Consider the following 19,206-nt stretch of genomic DNA (forward strand, 5'->3'; position numbering starts at 1 on the left):
GCCGATGGATCGCGCTCGGCGGAATGAGCCGGTCGCCGCGCCATGCCGGGCGATCTTCCCTCAGGGCCTGCATCGGGAGGCGTGCGCCACGGTTGGCCGGGATTCACCCATCGCATGAGTGAAGCCCGGCGTCCTGACCGCTACAACCGCTCGCCCCCTGCTTCACTCTCCGGCTTCGTGGCCCTGGGCTTGCCGCCCGCCACGGGGGCGACGGGCGTCGGCTCGGGCCGATCCACGGTCAGATGGCCATCGCGAGCGTCGCGGTTGACCCGGCCCAGCATGGCGGGCAGTTCGATGCCCGCCTGCTGCGCCAGTTCGTGCAGGCGCGGCAGCGAGCCGATCATGCCCGCGAGGAAGTCGCTGGTGGCGTTGCGCCCGTTGCCGCCCGTACCCTGGTCCCAGACGGTGATCTTGTCGATCTTGAGGTTCTGGATGGCCTTGACCTGCTCGGCGACGAGTTCGGGCAGCTGCTCGATGAGCAGCAGCGTGGGGCCGACCTGCGGGTTGCTGCCGCACGCCTCGATGAGCTTTCGGTAGCCCTCGGCCTTGGCCTCGAGCACCTTCTGCGTGCCGGCGGCCTCGGCCTCGAACTTGAGCAGGATGGCGTCGGCCTCACCCTTGGCCTCGATGCGTCGCTTCTCGGCCTCGGCGGCGGCGGCGATTTCGATGCGCTTCTTCTCCACTTCCTGCGGGGCGATTTCTTCCTTCGCCAGACGCGCCAACTCGCGGTCGCGTTCGGCCAGCAGGATGGCCTCATGCGCCTTGGCGGCGGCGACCTCGGCGCGGCGGCGGGCCTCGGCCTGCACTTCGCCCAGCTTGGCGTTGGACTCCGCCATGGTGGCGCGGCTGGTGTTCTCGCCCGTCACGGCGGCGGCCTCCGCCTCGGCCACGCGCACGCGCTGCTCCTGCTCCGCCTTCTTCTTGGCGGCGACGGTCTCGGCCTCGCGTTCGGCGATGGTGATCTCCCGGTCGCGCTTGGCCGCCGCCTCGCCCTTCACGGCTTCGGCCTCCAGCGCCGCCACCGCCACGCGCTGCTGCTGCTCGGCCTTCTTCTGACCTTGCACCGCCGTGGCGGTTTCGTTGGCCACGCCGATGGTCTTTTCGCGGACCGCGATGGCCTCGCCGGTGGCGCCGTCACGCTCCTGCTGGGCCACCTCGACCTTGGCGCGATTGATGGCCTCCGCCGCGGCGCGCTTGCCGATCGCCACGATGTAGCCCGACTCGTCGGTGATGTCGCGCACGTTGACGTTGATCAGCTCCAGCCCGATCTTGTTCACTTCCTGGGCTACGTTCTCGTTGATCAGGGCCATGAACTTCTCGCGGTCCTTGTTGATCTCCTCGATCGACAGGGTCGCGATGACCAGGCGCAGCTGGCCCAGAATGATGTCCTGCGCCTGGTCGCGGATCTTCCGCTCATCCAGCCCCAGCAGACGCTCGGCGGCGTTGTTCATCAGCACCGGGTCGGTGGAGATGCCCACCGTGAACGTGGACGGCACGTTGACGCGGATGTTGTTGAGCGACAGCGCGCCTTCCAGCGGAATGTCGATGACCATGGGATCCAGCGACAGGTAGGCGTAGTCCTGGATGAGCGGCCACACGAACGTGCCGCCGCCGTGCAGGCACTTGGCGGCCTTCTGACCGCCCACGCGACCGTACACCACCAGGATCCGGTTGCTGGGGCAGCGCCGGTAGCGGCTGGCGACCATGGCGACCACCAGGAAGACCACCAGCAGCACGGCCACGATGCCGCCCAGCCACCACAGTGCGTTGCCGCCGCCCGTCAGAGTCGCCAGCGTGAGATGCATGACCGTCCTCCCATCGTTCTCGTTCGTGACTTCCGCATTGATCGTGATCGCCCGCGCCGCTCAGACCCGCATCACCGTCAGCGTGTGATCCTCGTTCACTTTCACGATGCGCACGCGCGTCCTGCTGGGCAGCGGCTCACCCTCGGAGAAGGCGTTGTAGATGCGCTGCCTGTCCGAGAGAACCACCTTCACCTGCCCCGTCCCTTCGCGGTTGCCGGGGATGGAGGCGTAGACCTCGCCTTCAACCCCGACGGCGTCCTGCAGGTTCACGTTGCCGCTGCTCTGAAGGTCGTAGACCAGCTTCAGCAGCCAGGTGAGCAGCCACACCATGCCCACGCCACCGGCCACCGCGACCAGGATGCTGCTGGTCATCTCCCACCCCGCGCCGAGCAGGGCCCCGACCCCCCCCCAGCCGAATCCCATCACGAACGCCGCGATCGACTGAACCGACAGAAACTTGAAGACCTGCGTCGAGTCGTGGGCGTGGCCCGGATCGATCCCGTCCGCGCCATCGGCGTCGAGCTCGTCGCCACCGATGCCGGCGAACATCAGCACCAGCCGGAAGGCGAAGAACAGCGTGCCCGCGACAGCGGGAACGGAGAACAGCAGTGCGTTTCCGCTGAAGAGCTGGTCGAGCATGATGACGACCCCCTTTCCTTCACAACGGCGGATCGCCCCAGGGGTGGGTCAACCGACGGCGGGACCGATCCCGCAGTCGGTATGTTATAAGGGATTTTGCGGCCCCTCGCATGTCCCGACCGGGCGTTTCGGGGACGGGCGAGGGAGAAGGAGTGCTGGGTGCTGGGTGCTGGGTGCTGGGTGCTGGGTGCTGGGTGCTGGGTGCTGGGTGCTGGGTGCTGGGTGCTGGGTTCCGGGTTCCGGGTGCCGGGTGCCGAGTCCAACTCCACCATCCTCTTCATCCGTGTCCATCTGTGGACTTTTCGGTCACGCCAAGCCATTGCGCGAAGAACGCCGTCTGCTTCTGCTTGGCATCCGCCGCCTTACGGCCGAACCCGATGTGCTCGTAGGGCGCGCCGGTGTGTTCGTAGATGATGGTCTCGATCAGGCCCGGATTGCGGTACCGCGCCCGCAGGACGTCGAGGAACGCCGCCTGCCGCTCGTACTTCACCCATTCGTCGCCACGGGCGTGGATCGCCTGCAAGGGAATCTCGCGCCAGCGGTCAAGGTTGCGGATGGGCTCCAGTTGGCGGATGGTTGCCGGCACGCGATGCTCGAACTGCGCCCGCGTGGAATCGTCGGCCCACATGCCCGTGGTCGCCTCCACGCCGGCGCAGCAGCAGGGATGATCCCGCGTCAGCCGCGCCAGCGCGACCATTCCACCCAGGGACATGCCGCCGATGCCCAGGCGCGACAGGTCGAAGGCGTCGAACTTTCTCAGGGCGTCCACTACCTCGTCGAACTCCTCGACCATCTGGTGGATGACCTCCCATGCCGTTTCCGGCCCCTGGAGCCGCTGCTCGAAGCGCTCGCCGTGACCCGGCAGGTCGATGGCGCACGCGGCGATGCCCGCCCGCATCCACCGCAGATAGCGCCCGGGGTCGAGTTCCTTGTTCACGGTTCGGCCGTGGAACCACAACACGAGCGGCGGCGGCGCCTCGGCGCTGTCAGACCACGCGGGATGCACCAGCAGCGCGGGTACGCGGGAGGCGCCCAGCCGCTCCCACCGCGCATGGGGACGAAGGGATGATGGCAGGATCTCGCCGAGTTCGGGCATTCCCAAGTCTACCCGGTGACCGGGGCAGCATGGATCAGTCGACTCCATCCTCCACAACCACACTCTGCTGGAATCAGATCATCGCCTCGCGACGATCGGAAGAGGGCAACTATCATTTCCGCTCGGATGCGGCATCAAGACGCCGCTGGTGAAGCAGCTCACGCCATGTTGCCACTCTCTTTCGAATCACAACGCCCTGCGTTCCGTCGAACAGGTCGACTTCCTCGAGGTACCGCTCAAGATCAGGGCGATATGCGAATCGCGCCTGAAAGAACTCGAACTCGCGGTGCGGCTGATAGGTTCCCATGCCGCCCGCGATGAGCGGCGGCTTCGTCTTGCGGAATGCGCTGAGACGTGGACCGTCGTCCGCGTGCCAGATCACCGGAAGAGCCAAGGCAGGCGAATCCTGGTGCACCCCCGCCTCCAATCCCTCGGCACCGGTCGCATCCCATCCAAAGAGACCGGCAACGTAGACTTGACTCCGATTCATCTCCGCCTGCAGTGACTCGCGGTCGACATCCGAGGGGATCTCGAACATCACTCGCAGCAGGAGCAGCGGCTTCGTATAGGGGTGTTTCACGGGTTCGCCGAGCCCGAGCCCGGGGAACTGATTCATGTACACCACAAGCGTCCGGCTGACGTCCTCTGGCGGCAGTTGCTGGAATGCAGCTGCGAGTCGGATGATCGTCTGCCACTCCGCGCGCTCAGAGGGTCCGGTGTCCGTCCACGCGGGAAGATCCGCAATGAGTGACGCAAGCTGCCGATACTCTTCCCACGTCCGAGGGCGCAGTGATTCCGTTCTGTTCGTATCCTGAGAGTTCACATGCTGCTCCTCGTGGGTGAGCGGCGCCGGTGGCGGCGCCGCAATTGCGTGATCCCCGCTATGCCCCGACTCGTTCTCACACGCCCCAAGCGGGAGGAATGCTGTGACGGCAACCATCGTTGCCAGAAACCGGCATTCGCGGCCATCCGTTAGGCAGTGCATGTGCATGACCTCGTCCACAGACTCGGATCGACGCCGCAGCAATTCCACGACGCAGTCGCTGTCCGCGTTCTCGTCGCACGGTAGTTGGCCCACCAGGTTGGGACGCTTGCGTAAACACGATGCGGAAACGTGCCCGAAGACACACCGTGGGAAGAGACGCAAGGACAATTCGTAAACGACTGCGGGATCGGGATGTTGCCTGTCGGCGCTCCGTCGAAAGGGTTCTTGCTGTTCGGAAAGTCATCGAGACAGAATTATCTCAAGACTGCGGTTCGTGACACGACACCTCGAGTACCAACTCCACAGATCGGGCTGATGAAACAGTCGCACTGCGTCCAGCGATTGATGACGGTTGGGTCATTGAGCACTTGCTCGAAGAAGGTCATGGAGGAAGGAGACGGCAGCGGTTCATCAGCCGGACAATCGTCGCAGGACGCATCAAGCGTGACCTTCTGCACCCAAATGCCTTCAAGGTCCGGGCAGGGGTCGGTTCCGATCAGATATGCCTGCCGGCAGCACTTCTGATACCCGCACGCGCTGCACTCGTCGGGAACGTCCTGACCGGATTCGTCAACACAAGGGATCAGGGCAATGGATAGGGTCATCTCACAATCCTCGCAGACTGATCGTATGCAACGCTGGCGCGGATCGACGCCACGCCGCTGCGTAGCATGAAATCCTCCAGCGGGGGAACGCGCATGGCCGGCGGACCGATCGGACCGATTCTTCTCCTGACCGCGTTGTGCCTCGTCGGAGGCGCGGTGCTGTTCGTGCTGGGCTTCCGTGGGCGGCGGCTGAACGACCATCCCGTCTGCCGCAAGTGCAGGTTCGACCTGTTCGGGCTTCCCAACGACGCCGCACGCTGCCCGGAGTGCGGGCGCGACATCACAACGCGACGGTCGACTCGCGTCGGCGTGCGGAAACGCCGCCCCGTGATGCTGACGCTGGGCGTGCTGCTGCTCGTTGTCGGACTCGGCCTCGGCGGCGTGTTCACATGGAGCCGCGCGCGGAACGTGGACTGGAACCCATACAAGCCCACGTGGCTGCTGCTGTGGGAGACTGGCACGAGCAACGCGGCACGGCTGGATGGCGTCATCAACGAACTTCACGCCCGCTGGTCGCGCGGCGAACTGAGCGACGGCGCGGTGCGCACGCTCATCGCCGACGGGCTGGCGCGGCAGGGCGACCCCAATGCCGCGTGGCCCGTCCAGTGGAGCAATCTGATCGAAGACGCGATCCTGCAGGGCAAGGTGTCGAAGGAGGACACGTTGCTTTACTTCCAGCAGGCGGTGAAAGCGACCATCGACTGGCGGCAGCGTCTTTACTCGGGCACATCATGGCCGGTGCGAGTGTCGATGAGCGAAGACCGGGCGGGCGACGGCTCCAGCAGTCAGAGTCAGTTATGGCTGCGGCGGCAGATCAAGACCCTCCGGGTCGGCGACGTGGACCTGGCCTCCGCCATGCGCGGCAGCATCAGCGGCGGAACCTTCAGCCGCGGTGGACGTTCCGCCTCGTCCATCGCGATGCCGCTGTCGCTTCCCGACGGCACGTACGAAGTGGACGCGAGGTGGACGCTCACGATCGTGCTGCGCGGGAATGATCTGGCCTCGGCGCCCGTCATCGCCGAGTGGGAGGTGCATCAGACCGGTCTGCTGGAGATCGTCCCGCCGGACGTACCACTGATCGCTCTGAGCACCAATGACCGTGATCGACAGATCATGTCTTCATCCATCGAGCGGATTCGACTGCGCCTCATCACCTCACCAAGCGGGCGGACGGGATTGTCCGGCACGCTCGAAATGAGGCCCTGCCCCGTGGCCATCGCGGCTGATGTGGTCGCGCGCATCGGCGATCGCGAATGGGTGATCGGGCGAATCGCACACACCGGCGTGACGAGCCATCAGTTCTTGCTGGGCCAGGCGAACCGGCTGACCGACTTCCCCGATGACGCCACGCACGTCACGATCATCCTGCGCCCCAGCATCGAGGCCGCCATGACCGACCCGGTCATCAACACCATCTGGGCCGAACCGATCGACGTTCCCACTGTCGAAATCGAACGGATCAGGACACGCGACCCGGGCGAAGGCGGCTGAACGACCGGGATGATCCACCGATCAGCGCCGAGCCGCGCGAAGCGGGCCAGTTGCTCCGCCAGTCGCGGTCAATCCGCACGCGGGCATTGGACAACCGCCCGTACATTGTGAAAGATTGCACGGATTGACCCGCCGCCTCCCCCCAGCGGTTGCAGGGGGGTGGAGGCGGGCCTATCTTCTCCGCCAGCACGCTCGACGTACCGACCCCGACTGCCCGTTCCCGGCTTCCGTTCGAACCCTCGCCCGATCAACCCCTCTGGATGGTGTGGATGGACCACCTGCTCGTGTTTCTTGGCTGCGGCATCGGCGCGGCGGGCACGTACCTGATGCTCGCCCGCCAGGAGCGGGCCGCGCGGGTCACGGGCGGGCTGGTGGCGGCCGGGGGCCTGGCGTGGCTGCTGAGCATGATCCTCGGACTGGCGGCGTCTGGCGAACAGCGCCCCGCCGTGGTGTTCTACGTCTTCGCGTTCATCGCGGTGGCGGCGGCCGGGCGGATGATCACCCACCACCGGCCTGTCTATTCCGCCCTGTACTTCGTGCTGGTGGTCATCAGTTCCGCGGCCATCTTCCTGCTGCTCGAGGCCGAGTTCATGGCCTTCGCGCTGGTGATCGTGTACGCCGGAGCCATCCTCATCACCTACCTCTTCGTCATCATGCTGGCCCAGCAGGCCCCCACCGAGGGCCAGTCTCGCGAGCAGGCGGCGGAGTACGACCGTCTGCCCCGCGAACCGCTGGCGGCGGTGGGCGTGGGCTTTCTGATGATGGCCCTCATCGGGCAGGTGATCTTCGACCGGGGCAACTTCGAGCCGGGGGCGTCCGCTCTCCCGCCCCCCGCCTCCCGGGCCAGCCGGCTCGCCGAGATGGTGGACGAGGTGACGCTCATGCCCGCCAAGCAGGAGCGCTTCGTCGAGGCGTTTCGCGCCGCACTGCCCGATCTGCCCGCGGGGACGCGCCTGGGGCGCATCGACCTCGAATCGGTCGAGTTCATCCAGCCGCCCAGCGACCGCGTGCGGCGGGTGACCTTTGAAGAAGCAGGGCTGTCGCTGGCGGATGTTGAATCGCTGCTCACGACCAACCTCGAACGTGTGGGCCTGGCGCTGGTGCATCGCTTCCCCGTCTCGCTGGAGCTGGCGGGCGTGATCCTGCTCATGGCCATGTTCGGCGCCGTGGTGCTGGCCCGCAAGCAGATCGAACTTGGAGAGGACGAGAAGCGCGAGGCCGCCGGCATGAGGCGGCTGACCGTGGACCCCGATGACGTCCGGCCCGGTCCGGCGGGAGGTGGGGCATGATCCACCCGCTGCTGGCGGACGGCGCGTTCGGGCCTTCGACGCTCGGGGCGTACCTGATCCTCGCCGCCGCGCTCTTCGCGCTGGGGCTGATCGGCTTCCTAGTCCGCCGCAACATGATCATCATGTTCCTCTGCACGGAACTGATGTTCCAGGCGGCGGCGATTGCGTTTATCGCGTTCGACCGCTACCACGGCGGGGTGTCGGGGCAGGTGTTCGTGATCTTCATCCTCACCATCGCCGCGGCGGAGGCGGCGCTGGCCCTGGCGCTCGTCGTCCTGCTCTATCGCCGTAAACCCACGCTCGACGCCGACGCGTGGGCGGAGTTGAGCGGGTAGGCGAGGCATCAGGCAGTCGGCGCGAGACACTCGACCCACCCTACGACTCTGCACCCAGCACTCAGCACTCCTCCCTTGACGCACGCACTTCTCCAACCTGAACTCGCCTCCTTGCTGCTCTGCACGCTCTCCGAGCAGGAAGTGGGCGCGCCGGCGGCGGGTCCGTGGTGGGCGCGGCTCATCATCTACCTGCCCGCCGCGTCAGCCCTGCTGTGCGGCCTGTGCGCGGCGGTGAAGGTGCGCAACAAGCTGCCCGCGATCATCACGTCCCTGTTCCTCGGGGCGTCGTTCGTGCTGACGTTCCTGCTGTTCCGGCAATACCAGCCGGGGCAGCCGATGCCGATCCACCTGTTCGACTGGTTCGACCTGCGCTGGGCCGAGGGTCCGGGCGGTTCGTTCACGGCCAACTTCGCGCTCTATGTCGATTCGCTCACGCTGCTGTGGATGCTGTTCGTGACGGGGCTGGGCACGCTGATCGCCATCTACGCCAGCGAGTACATGGAGCCGGACGTGAAGGGCGCGGGCTATGCGCGCTTCTTCGCGGGCGTGAGCGTGTTTCTCTTCGCCATGTCCTGCCTGGTGATGGGCGACAACCTCGTCCTGCTCTACCTGGGATGGGAAGGCGTGGGGCTCGCGTCGTACCTGCTGATCGGCTACTACTACCAGAAGCCCAGCGCGGTGGCCGCCGCCAAGAAGGCGTTCATCATGAACCGCATCGGCGACCTGGGGCTGGCGCTGGCGGTGTATTTCATCTGGTTCAACTTCGGCACGGTGGAGTACGCGGCGCTCTTCGAGATCATCGAGCGGGGCGGGTTCGACGCGGGCAAGGGCGGCTGGTCGGTCCACGTGATCCCCTATCTGCTCATGCTGGGCGCCTTCGGCAAGAGTGCGCAGCTGCCGCTCTACGTCTGGCTGCCCGACGCCATGGAAGGCCCCACCCCGGTTTCCGCGCTCATCCACGCGGCGACCATGGTGACGGCCGGCGTCTACCTGCTGGCCCGCATGTTCCCGGTGATGATGCTGGAGCCGCACTCGCTCACGGTGGTGGCCTGGGTGGGCGGACTGACCGCCCTGCTGGCGGCGACCATCGGCATGGCGCAGTACGACATCAAGCGCATCATGGCCTACTCCACGGTGTCGCAGCTGGGGTACATGTTCGTGGGCATCGGCGTGATGACCACGTTCGGGGCGGCGTATCACGTCTTCACGCACGCATTCTTCAAGGCGGTGCTGTTCCTCACCTGTGGTGCAATCATGCACGGCTTCGCGGGTCAGCTCGACCTGCGGAAACTGTCGGGTCTGCGACGCATGCCGGGGTGGAAGGTCACCTCCTACACCATGCTCATCGGGTGCCTATGCCTGGCGGGCTTCCCCTTCACCAGCGGGTTCTTCTCCAAGGACGCCATTCTCGCCGAGGCGTTCGTGAATCATCATGCCGCGCTCGGGTGGATTCTGCTCTTCACCGCCGGACTGACGGCGTACTACACCTTCCGCGTGTGGTTCAGGGTGTGCGCCGGGCCGGTCCACTACGAGATGGGTGATGAGCATCATGGCGATGACCACGGGCATGGCCATGATGGTGATCATCATGATGACCACCGGCGGGACGCCGGCGCCGCTGGACATGGGCTTGGGCATGGCCACGGACACGAACCGCATCCGCCACGTCTGGCCATCAACTCGGTGCTGCTGATCATCACCATCGGCGCGATTCTGGCCGCCATCCCCTACTACCTGCCCAACCAAGCCGAGGGCGTCAAGGGCGGCTGGGTGGCGGACATGATCCATGACTCCTCAGCCAGGGGCGGCCTGCCGGGCGGTGGGCACGCGCACGAGCCGTCGATCCACCACGGGCTGATCTTCGGCGCCGACCCGCATCAGGCCATGTACTTCGTGAGCGGGGCGATCGGCCTGGTCGGAATCGCCTTCGCCGCATGGTTCCACCTGATCAACCGCAAGGCGGCTGACTCCCTGCGAGCCAGATTGCTCGCCAGTCCGCTGCGCTGGCTGCCCAAGGCGATGGAGAACAAGTGGTATGTGGATGAGGTCTACATCGCCTTCATCCGGCTGCCGCTCTGGATTCTGGGTCACGCCCTCTCGCTCTTCGACAAAGTCATCATCGACACGCTGCTGGTGGATGGCATCGGCTCGATCCCCAGGCGGCTCGGCGAAATCTTCCGCCCGCTGCAGAACGGCGTGCTGCATGACTACGCCCGCACCATGGCCGGCGCGGCCGGGCTGGTGATCCTCTTCGTGTGGCTGATGAAGTCCGGGTTGCTGGGCTTCCTGACTCGAACCGCGGAAACCGCCGTGGCGCTGCTGCCGGGAGGGATCGGCTGATGCACTGGCTGCCCGGACTGCTGCTGATTCCGCTGGCCACCGCGATCGCGGTGGTGGTCGCCCCGGCGCGGCAGGCGAAGTGGATCGCCCTCGTCGGCACGCTGGTGACGTTCGTGTGGAATCTGCTGGCGGCGGTCGCCTTCCAGTGGGGCGGCACGGGACTGGATGGCAACCTCAACGTCAGCATCCCGTGGCTGCCGGAGTGGGGCATCACGCTCAACATGGGCGTCGATTCGGTGGCCATCCTGCTCATCCTGCTCACCACGCTGCTCATGCCGCTGTGCGTGTACGGCTCGTTTACCGCGGTCACCAGCCGCGAGAAGGAGTACTACGGGTGGCTCATGGCCATCGAGACGGCCATGATCGGCGTCTTCCTCGCCCGCGACCTGATCTTCTTCTACACGTGTTTCGAGTTCACGCTCGTCCCCATGTACTTCCTGATCGCCATCTACGGCGGCGGCAACCGGGCGGCGGCATGCACCAAGTTTTTCCTGTACACCTTCACGGGTTCGCTCATTACGCTGGCGGGCCTGATCTACGTGGCGTGGCATCACGCCCGTGCGGAAGGCGCGTGGACGTTCGACATCGCCGCGCTGACGGAAACGGCCCGATCGCTGGCGGATGTGCCGGTGACGATTCACTACGTGATCGGCTCGGTGGACACGACCGCCCAGCACCTGGTGCTCTTTGCGCTGCTGGCGGGCTTCGCGGTGAAGGTGCCGCTCTTCCCGGTGCATACCTGGCTGCCGCTGGCCCATACCGAGGCGCCGACGGCGGGATCGGTCATCCTGGCCGGCGTGCTGCTGAAGCTGGGCACGTACGGGCTGTACCGCTTCGCGCTTCCGATGGCGCCGACGGCGGTGGTTGAATGGGCGCCGTTCATCGCGGTGCTGTCGATCATCGGCATCCTCTACGCGGCGCTCATCTGCTGGGTGCAGGATGACGTGAAGAAACTCATCGCCTACTCCTCGGTGAGCCACCTGGGTTTCTGCGTGATGGGGCTGGTCGCACTCAACCCGCTCGGCGTGCAGGGGTCAGTGCTGTACATGATCAACCACGGGCTTTCAACGGGCGCGCTGTTCTTCTGCGTGGGCATGATCTACGAGCGCTTCCATACCCGCGACATGGACCAGATGTCCGGTCTGGCCCGCCGCATGCCGGTGTGGGGCTTCTTCATGGTGTTCTTCACGCTCGCCTCGGTGGGTCTGCCGGGGCTGAATGGTTTCGTGAGCGAGTTCCTGTGCCTGATCGCGGCCTTCGTCGCCACGCCGGAGAATCCGACCCACCCCGGCGTCCTCGGACCGTGGTACGCGGCGATCGCGGGCGTCGGCATGATCTTTGCCGCCATGTACCTGCTCATCATGCTGGGCAAGGTGGTGTTCGGGCAGGTTCGCGTGCCCGGAGGCGGTCACCATGGGCACCATGACGATGAGCACGCCCTGCCGACCGACCTGACCCCCCGAGAGATCGGCGTGCTGGCGCCGCTGGCGATTCTCTGCCTGGTGCTGGGGCTGTATCCGCGCCCGGTGACGGACGCCATCGCCGGTTCGGTCAACGAGACGCTCGCCGCCTACCCCATGACCGTGCGGGAACTGGCGGATCGGAACGACAACCCGGCGGCGGTTCTACCACCGACCGACCACCAGATCGCCAAGTCACCAGATCATCCAATTCCCGCGGAGTCGCCCGTCGATGGTTGAGAAACTCTGGTTCCTCATCCCGGAGATGGTGCTCTTCGCCGCGGCGGTGGTGGTGAGTGTGACCGGCCTGTCGCGCTCCAAGCGGGTGCGCGACCTGTCGCCCGCGATCGTCATCGCCGCGCTGGTTGCCGCGGGTGGGCTGGCGTGGTGGCTGTACGCCGACGCCCAGCGCCTGGGCGAGGCGGGCTTCCTGATGCCCATGCTGGGCCGGTCGGTGAAGACCATGGTCTGCGCGGTCGGTGTGCTGCTGGCGCTGCTTTCGATCGGGCTGGTTGATCGCAATCTTGAATCCGCCTTCGCCACGGGCCGGGCGGGGTTCGACCCCATTCGCGTCACGCGGGGCGAGTTTTACGCGTTCTTCCTGCTTTCGCTGACGGGCGTGATGCTCACGTCCGGCGCCAATGACCTGATCTGGCTCTTCCTGGCGCTCGAGCTGACCTCGCTGCCCACCTACGTCATGGTCGCCACGGCGCGCTCCGGGCGGCTGTCGCAGGAGGCCGCGGTCAAGTACTTCTTCCTCGGCGCCATGGCGGCGGCGATGATGCTCTTCGGCTTCGCCCTGCTCTACGGCTCCACCGGCTCGATCGTGCTGACCGACATCCGCGAGGCGTTCCTCGAGCAGGCGTTCCACGGCGACGTGAACGCCCTTGGGCTGATCGGCATGGTCATCGCGCTGCTGGGCGTGTGCTTCAAGATCGCCGCGGTGCCCATGCACTTCTACGCGGCCGACGTGTACGAGGGCGCGGCCTCTCCGGTGACCGCCTTCCTGGCCTTCGTGCCCAAGACCGCGGGTATGGTGACGTTCATCATGCTCGTGGCCACGCTGGGGCGCGAGTGGCACGTGGACGGGGCCGACGCGCTCCCCCCCACCATCGCCATGGCAATCTTCATGATCGCCGTGCTCACCATGACGATGGGCAACGTGCTGGCCCTGATGCAGCGCTCGGTGAAGCGCGTGCTCGCGTACTCCTCCGTCGCCCACACCGGCTACATGCTCATCGGCGTGCTGGCGGGGCCGACGTACGGCTACACCGCGGTGCTGTTCTACCTGCTGGTGTATGGCGTGATGAACACGGCGGCGTTCGCCGTGCTCGCGGCGCTGGAGCGCGGCGGCGAGGAAGTCAACGACATGGCCGACCTGGCCGGGCTGGCGCGGCGGCATCCGCTGCTCGCGGGCGTGCTGTGCGTGTCGTCGCTCTCGCTGCTGGGCTTCCCGCCCCTGTTCGGATTCGTGGGGAAACTCTACCTGTTCACCGCGGGCATTGAGGCCGGCCAGTTGTGGCTGGTCATCATCGCCTGCCTGAACAGCGCGGCCAGCGCGTGGTACTACCTGAAGATCGCGGGGCTGCCGATCCTGGCCCAGCCGACGCCTCAGTCCGAGGCCGTCACCCCCGGCCCGAGCCGCTGGCCGCTGGCGGCGGGCGTGATCGGCGGGGCGGCGATCGTGACGCTGTGGCTCGTCTCCAGCCGCCTGGCGGAGACCATGCACGGGGCGTTTGACGTGCGCGAGGCGGTTTCGGCGGCGATGACGCCGGGCGAGCATGTGAGCGGACTGTAGATTAACCGTCGTTCATTCGCTCCACCCGCATCAGCCACACCGCCAGCAGTTTCGCCCGCTCGACGAGTGATGGAATTTCCATGAACTCGTCAGTGCGGTGCAGGTTGCCGCCGCGCACGCCCAGCGTGTCGAGCGTGGGCAGCCCGGCGTCCTGCAGGATGTTGCCGTCGCAGACGCCGCCGGTTCTGGCGAAGGGGAGTTCCTGTCCGAGATCCGTCGCCGCGGCGCGCAGGTCGAGCGCCAGTTGCTCCACCTGCGGGGTGAAGGGCTTGGCGGGGCGAGCCCAGGCGCGTCGGACTTCGACGCGGGGCATGGCGTCCGGCGACGTGGCCAGCGCGTCGATCGCCTTGGCCAGCATCTCCCCCGCCTCGGGCGTGGCGAAACGCACGTTGCCCCAGCACGCGGCGTGATCGGCGACCACGTTGGTGGCCTTGCCGCCCTGCAGCGGACCGACGTTGACGATCATCCCCGCGTCGGGCCTGGAGAGTTTGTCGAGCTGTGCGATGATCTCCGCCAGCCGGTGCACCGCGCTCACGCCGTTGGCGAAGTCGCGCCCCACGTGGGCGGAGCGACCGAACACGTCGATGCGGAACTGGCCGGAGCCCATGCGCTCGATGGCCAGCGCCCCGCCGGGCAGGGCGGGCTCCAGGGCCACGCCGACGTCGTGCTTGCCCGCCAGGTCGCGCAGCGCGTGCTCGCTCTGAAACGAACCGGTCTCCTCATCGGAGTTGAGGATGAACGACCACGGCAGCTCGACGCCGCAATGATGCAGCGACTCCAGCGCGGCGACGCCGACCTCGATGCCGCCCTTCATATCCGCCGCGCCGGGGCCAGCGGCGCGCACGCCGTCGGGGAGAGGTGTGAGCCGCTGGAAATCGCCGTGCGGGTCGTGAACGGTGTCCAGATGACCGGCGAGCAGGATGCGGGGGTGCTGTCCGGCCTTGTCGCCGCGGCTGTCCCGATCGCCGGACGACTTCTTTCCGCCGCCCGGGGCGTGGGTGGCGATCAGGATCGGATGCACCGCGTTGCTCTCGTCGCGCGCCCCGGGCAGGCGCATCCAGTCGGGGCGCGCCTGTCCGGGCCGCTGCTCGATCTTCGCACCCAGCGCGGCGAGGCGCGTGGCGAGCATCTTGCGATACAGATCAAGACCGGCCACGTGATCGCGCCCGGTGGGAATCATCACGCAGGTGTCAAGGTTGGCGTAGATTTCGGCGGCGCGGGACTCGATGTGCTCGCAGACGCGGCGTTCAAGGTCGTTCAGGGGCATGAAGCAAGTGTACGTTTCCGGACCGGGTCATGCATGGCTCCGTTCACCGCTCGGGCTTGCAATCATCCGGTCCGCGCCGCGGTCACCGCTTCACGCGATACATCACGTACACGCAGCCGTTGCGGAACGGTCGGCACTCGATCAGTTCCAGGTTGATCTGCCGCGACACGGAATGGAAGAGCGGGACGCCCAAGCCCAGCAGCACGGGATGGATGTTGAAGCCGATCTCGTCAATCAGGTCGGCCTCAAAGAGCGACCGGGCCAGTTGGCCGCCGCCCATGAGGCAGATGTCCTGCCCGGGCTGCTGCTTCAAGTCGCGGACGAAGGCGGCAGCGTCGGTGCGGATGACCTTGACGCCGTCCACCCCGGCTTCGGGCAGAGTGCTTGAGAAGACGAAGCAGGAGATCCCGGCATAGCCGCCGGCCTGACCGCTCTTCACCGCGACTTCCCAGGTCTTGCGGCCCATGATGACGGTGTCGATGGTCTTCCAGTAGGTCGCCATCACCTCGGCGGCCTCATCGCACCACATCAGCCAGTCCACGGCGTGATCCGGACGGGCGATGAAGTTGTCGAGCGAGTTCGCGCCGCCGAACGTGACCTTGCGCATGGGCATCCTCCCGCGTCGGCGGAGGATACCACGGGCAGCCCCGCGCCGACGTGGAACTCATGTCACGGCGCGGGCGGCGGATTGCCGGAGCCCATCACCCGAAGCAGAAATTCCTCGTACTTGCGGTAGCGGTTGAGGGTCTTCACGTCGCCGCCCAGTCCGTGCCCGCCGGTGGGGTCGAGGAAGAGCTCAACCAGCGTCTCCTTGCCGGCCCGCAGCAGTTCGCGGTACACGCGCACGGTGTCCTGGTAGAGGACGTTGGAGTCCTCCATGCCGTGGATGAGGAGCAACCGGCCCTTGAGGTTCTTGGCCAGCGGGAGCAGGGAGTATTTCTTCAGGTCCGCGGTGCCCTGGCCGGTCTCGCCGATGGTGCCCTGGGAGTACCACGAGTTGTAGTTCTCCCACTCCGTGGGGCCGGCCCCGGCGATGCCGCACGCAAAGACATCCGGCTCGGTGTACATGCACATCTGGGTCTGGAACCCGCCGAACGACCAGCCGTGCATGCCCACGCGCTTGGGGTCCACGCCATAGTTCTCGATGAGGAACTTGACGCCATCGACCAGATCCTCGACCTGCGGCTTGCCGACCTGCTCGAAGTTGGCCTTCTCGAAGACGCCCGCGTAGCCCGACACGCCGCGCGGGTCGATGGTGACGGTGAGGTAGCCGTGCTTCTTGGCCATGTACATGCCGAAGAAGTAGCCGGCGGAGTCGTATGAACCGTCGACCACCTGCTTGCGGGTGCCCAGCGGTCCGCCATACACGTAGATGAGCAGCGGGCGCTTGTCATCCCTGGTCCAGCCGTCGGGCTTGAACATGTGGCCGTGAATCTCGTGCCCGTGCCGGTTTCGGTAGGTGAAGAACTCGGGTGAGACGGCGGTCAGTTCGCGGGCCTTGTCCGGGTGCGACTCGGTGAGCTGCTTCTGCTCACCCTTGGCGGCGTCGAGGTAGTACAGCTCGCGAAGCGTGCCGTAGCGGTTGTAGGTGGCGAGCGCCTTGGCGCCGTCATTGCTGACGGCGGCGCCGGCGTACGTGCCGTTCTCCTTCGAGAGCCGCGTCATGACGCGCTCGTCGAGATCGACCACGTACACGTCCTCCTGCGTCGGGTGCTCCTTCGTGGCGGTCACGAAGAGTTTGCGGTGGTCCTTCGAGATGCCGAAGGGGTAGGTTTCGAATCGGCCGAAGGTGATCTGCTCCAACGACTCGTAGACGGGATCAAGGATGTGGAGCTGGCGGAAGCCCGACTGCTCCGTGAGGAACACCATGCGCTGGCTGTCCCACAGGTAGTAGGGATGGATCATGACGGGCGTGTTGGGTCCGCCGTTGTGGAAGAAGCGGTAGACCATTTTCGCGGGCGGAAACGTCACGGGCTGCGCCGGCGCGGCCTCGCCAGCCCCGCGACCGCGGCGCTGATCCTGCGGCTCACCGCCGTCACCGCTCTGCGCGGCGCTGGGCGCCTCCCCCTCGGACTTGGCGTTCGCGGGCTTCTTCTCCTCGACGGGGAAGGACGCCTCGAACACCTCGACCAGTCCGGTCTTCTGCGTGAACACTGCGAAGCCGACCTTGCTGGAATCCGGGGCCCATTCCGGCACCTGCAGGATGTCGCGCGGACCGGTGCCCGTGTGCGTGTACACCTTGCCCAGCCGCAGATCCTCGCGCACCACGTCGCGCATGTCGTAGAGGTAGATGCTCGTCTCCGTGGGCTGCAGCGGGTCATCCGACACATGGCGCGGCACCTGGCGCACTTCCGCGAAGCGGTCCCGGTAGGTGATGATGTTCACGGTGCGGCTGGGCGCCGGGCCGGTGCTGCGCCGCGTCAGGAAGACCATGCGCGTACCGTCCGGGCTGAGTTCGAACCCGCTCATGGTCTCGCCCCCCGGCAGCGCCGGGTCGAGCTGCTCAACGAAACTGCTGCCCCACACCACCTTCATGATGGCGTCCCCCGACATGTAGGCGTAGCCCGAGCCATCAGGCAGATACTGCACCGAGCGCTCGGACTGCTTGGTCTTGGTCAGCCGGGTGATCTGTTTCGTCGGCACGTCGTACCGGTAGAGGTCGCCGCCCGAGGTGAAGATGAACTCCGGCGCGGTGGGAGACCACACGAACGACTGGATGCCCGCGTAGCGCGGAGCGCGTTCATCCTCGGCGTCCTTCTCACCCACCCAGTCGCCGAGGATGATCTGCTTCTCCTCCTGCTTGCCTTCGGTCTTGCCGTCATCCCCGCTTGCACCGGACCTGGCGCTCCCGCCGGACCGACGCCCACCATCCTGCGGCTCGGGGCTGACGAGCAGCGCCGGCTCCAGGGGCGCCTGCTTGCGCGTGCCGGTCATTTCCAGCACCACGCCGATGCCGTCGATGGTGATCTTGCCCGAAATGCCGCCGTTCTGAATGGTCGCATCCAGTGCGGCGCCCATGCCTGTCTCGGCGTTGGAGAAGCGGCCTGTCAGTTTGCCGGTGGCGGCGTCGAACTTGCCGCCCACCAGGTCGTGCGACTGCCCCATCACCGCGATCGAGCCGCTGACCTCGCCCCCGGCGCGCAGTTGAACGGAAAGCGTGTATGTGACGCCTTCCGGCGGAAGGCCCATGTCGGCCCCGCCGGTGATGCGACCCTCCCACGTGCCGGTCACGGGGTCCGGTCCGGTCGCCGCGCCGGTGTCGCCGCTCTTCGCATCGACCTTCGTTTCACCCTTGGCGTCCCCCTCGGTCTTCTTCTGGCCGACGCCCTCCTTCTTCGCCTTCTCCTCTCGGTCGGCCTTGACCTTGCGCGTCTCCTCCTGGAACTCGGCCATCACCGAGACGGACGTAAGCCGGGTCACCTCGCCGGTGGTGGTGTCAAGCAGCCACAGGTCGCTGCCGTGCCGTCGCTCGATGTACGGCCGGTAGAGATAGGCCGCATATCGCCCGTCGGCGGAAAAGGCCATGTTCGAGGCGCTGGGGCCGAAGAAACTTCGCTCGGGGAACAGATCCTCGAGCTTCAGTTCCTTCTTCTCCTCCTTCTTCTCCTGGGTCGCCGCCTGGACGGTCTTGGCGGCGTCATCCTGAGCCATCAGAACCGTGGGCGACAGAATCGACAGGGTCAGCACAAGCAGGGGCAGCGTTCGACGTACCACGCGTCTCTCTCCGTTCCGATGTTCCGATGATCATGCAGGCAACCACCCCAGGTCGCCCACACCACGCACACAGCGTAACGCACGTGGTACCGGCGACGAAGGGCTTCGTTTCTCTTTCGGACGGTTTGGCACGCCGGTGAAGGGAAATGTCCGGTAAACACCCTGTAGACGACCCTTCGAGCCCCTCGAGTGTCCCACGTCTCTGAGAGCCCCTGCGTGTGCCACGGCTCTGAGAGCCGTGCGCGCGGCCCGTGATGCCCGATCGTTCGTGCCCCCACGACCGAACGCACGACTGTCGTCGTCATCTCCAGGGTTGTTAGGTTCCGGAGTGCGTGATCTCACGGCCGACACGGCCGTGGCACACCCGACGCACGGCCGTGGC

Annotated in this window: 14 protein-coding genes; 6 read left to right on the forward strand and 8 right to left on the reverse strand. The window is 66.4% G+C overall.

Annotated elements, in window-relative coordinates; all coding sequences use genetic code 11:
- Positions 1 to 140: 140 nt before the first annotated feature.
- From HRU76_02545 to HRU76_02565, 5 genes are all read right to left on the reverse strand, one after another.
- Positions 141 to 1,805 (reverse strand): flotillin family protein, encoded by a 1,665-nt coding sequence (locus HRU76_02545; protein QOJ16537.1) that lies wholly within the window; start codon positions 1,803 to 1,805, stop codon positions 141 to 143.
- 60 nt (positions 1,806 to 1,865) lie between these two features.
- A complete protein-coding gene (locus HRU76_02550; protein QOJ16538.1) occupies positions 1,866 to 2,444 on the reverse strand; it encodes an NfeD family protein in 579 nt (192 codons plus the stop codon).
- Positions 2,445 to 2,721: 277 nt separating this feature from the next.
- The gene (locus tag HRU76_02555) at positions 2,722 to 3,540 is read right to left on the reverse strand and encodes an alpha/beta fold hydrolase (GenBank protein QOJ16539.1); all 819 of its coding nucleotides are present in this window, start codon (positions 3,538 to 3,540) and stop codon (positions 2,722 to 2,724) included.
- 112 nt (positions 3,541 to 3,652) lie between these two features.
- A complete protein-coding gene (locus HRU76_02560) occupies positions 3,653 to 4,363 on the reverse strand; it encodes a hypothetical protein (protein QOJ16540.1) in 711 nt (236 codons plus the stop codon).
- Positions 4,364 to 4,779: 416 nt separating this feature from the next.
- A complete protein-coding gene (locus HRU76_02565) occupies positions 4,780 to 5,130 on the reverse strand; it encodes a hypothetical protein (protein ID QOJ16541.1) in 351 nt (116 codons plus the stop codon).
- Positions 5,131 to 5,223: 93 nt separating this feature from the next.
- Here HRU76_02565 and HRU76_02570 point away from each other — a divergent pair, with 93 nt between their 5' ends.
- The 6 genes from HRU76_02570 to HRU76_02595 all read left to right on the forward strand — a co-directional run bounded on the left by HRU76_02570 (position 5,224) and on the right by HRU76_02595 (position 13,843).
- Positions 5,224 to 6,621 (forward strand): hypothetical protein, encoded by a 1,398-nt coding sequence (locus HRU76_02570; GenBank protein ID QOJ16542.1) that lies wholly within the window; start codon positions 5,224 to 5,226, stop codon positions 6,619 to 6,621.
- Between the two features lie 269 nt (positions 6,622 to 6,890).
- A complete protein-coding gene (locus HRU76_02575; GenBank protein ID QOJ16543.1) occupies positions 6,891 to 7,910 on the forward strand; it encodes an NADH-quinone oxidoreductase subunit J in 1,020 nt (339 codons plus the stop codon).
- On the forward strand, positions 7,907 to 8,245 hold the full coding sequence (gene nuoK / locus HRU76_02580; protein ID QOJ16544.1) for an NADH-quinone oxidoreductase subunit NuoK: 339 nt from the start codon (positions 7,907 to 7,909) through the stop codon (positions 8,243 to 8,245). The genes HRU76_02575 and nuoK overlap by 4 nt, the downstream gene beginning before the upstream one ends.
- Positions 8,246 to 8,320: 75 nt before the next feature.
- Positions 8,321 to 10,585, forward strand: coding sequence for an NADH-quinone oxidoreductase subunit L (gene nuoL, locus HRU76_02585; protein QOJ16545.1), 2,265 nt, complete (start codon positions 8,321 to 8,323; stop codon positions 10,583 to 10,585).
- On the forward strand, positions 10,585 to 12,285 hold the full coding sequence (locus tag HRU76_02590) for an NADH-quinone oxidoreductase subunit M (GenBank protein QOJ16546.1): 1,701 nt from the start codon (positions 10,585 to 10,587) through the stop codon (positions 12,283 to 12,285). Before nuoL ends, HRU76_02590 begins: the two co-directional genes overlap by 1 nt.
- Positions 12,278 to 13,843, forward strand: a complete 1,566-nt coding sequence (locus HRU76_02595) for an NADH-quinone oxidoreductase subunit N (protein ID QOJ16547.1) — start codon at positions 12,278 to 12,280, stop codon at positions 13,841 to 13,843. Before HRU76_02590 ends, HRU76_02595 begins: the two co-directional genes overlap by 8 nt.
- 1 nt (position 13,844) lies before the next feature.
- Here HRU76_02595 and HRU76_02600 read toward each other — a convergent pair whose 3' ends face one another.
- The 3 genes from HRU76_02600 to HRU76_02610 form a co-directional block, all read right to left on the reverse strand.
- Positions 13,845 to 15,110 carry a M20/M25/M40 family metallo-hydrolase gene (locus tag HRU76_02600; GenBank protein ID QOJ16548.1) on the reverse strand — a complete coding sequence of 422 codons (1,266 nt, stop codon included), beginning with the start codon at positions 15,108 to 15,110 and terminating at the stop codon, positions 13,845 to 13,847.
- Between the two features lie 82 nt (positions 15,111 to 15,192).
- Positions 15,193 to 15,717: a dihydrofolate reductase gene (locus HRU76_02605; GenBank protein QOJ16549.1), complete on the reverse strand. Its 525-nt coding sequence runs from the start codon at positions 15,715 to 15,717 to the stop codon at positions 15,193 to 15,195.
- Between the two features lie 62 nt (positions 15,718 to 15,779).
- Positions 15,780 to 18,824 (reverse strand): S9 family peptidase, encoded by a 3,045-nt coding sequence (locus tag HRU76_02610; protein ID QOJ16550.1) that lies wholly within the window; start codon positions 18,822 to 18,824, stop codon positions 15,780 to 15,782.
- Positions 18,825 to 19,206 lie beyond the last annotated feature (382 nt).

This window comes from Phycisphaeraceae bacterium, assembly GCA_015709595.1.
GTDB lineage: Bacteria > Planctomycetota > Phycisphaerae > Phycisphaerales > SM1A02 > CAADGA01.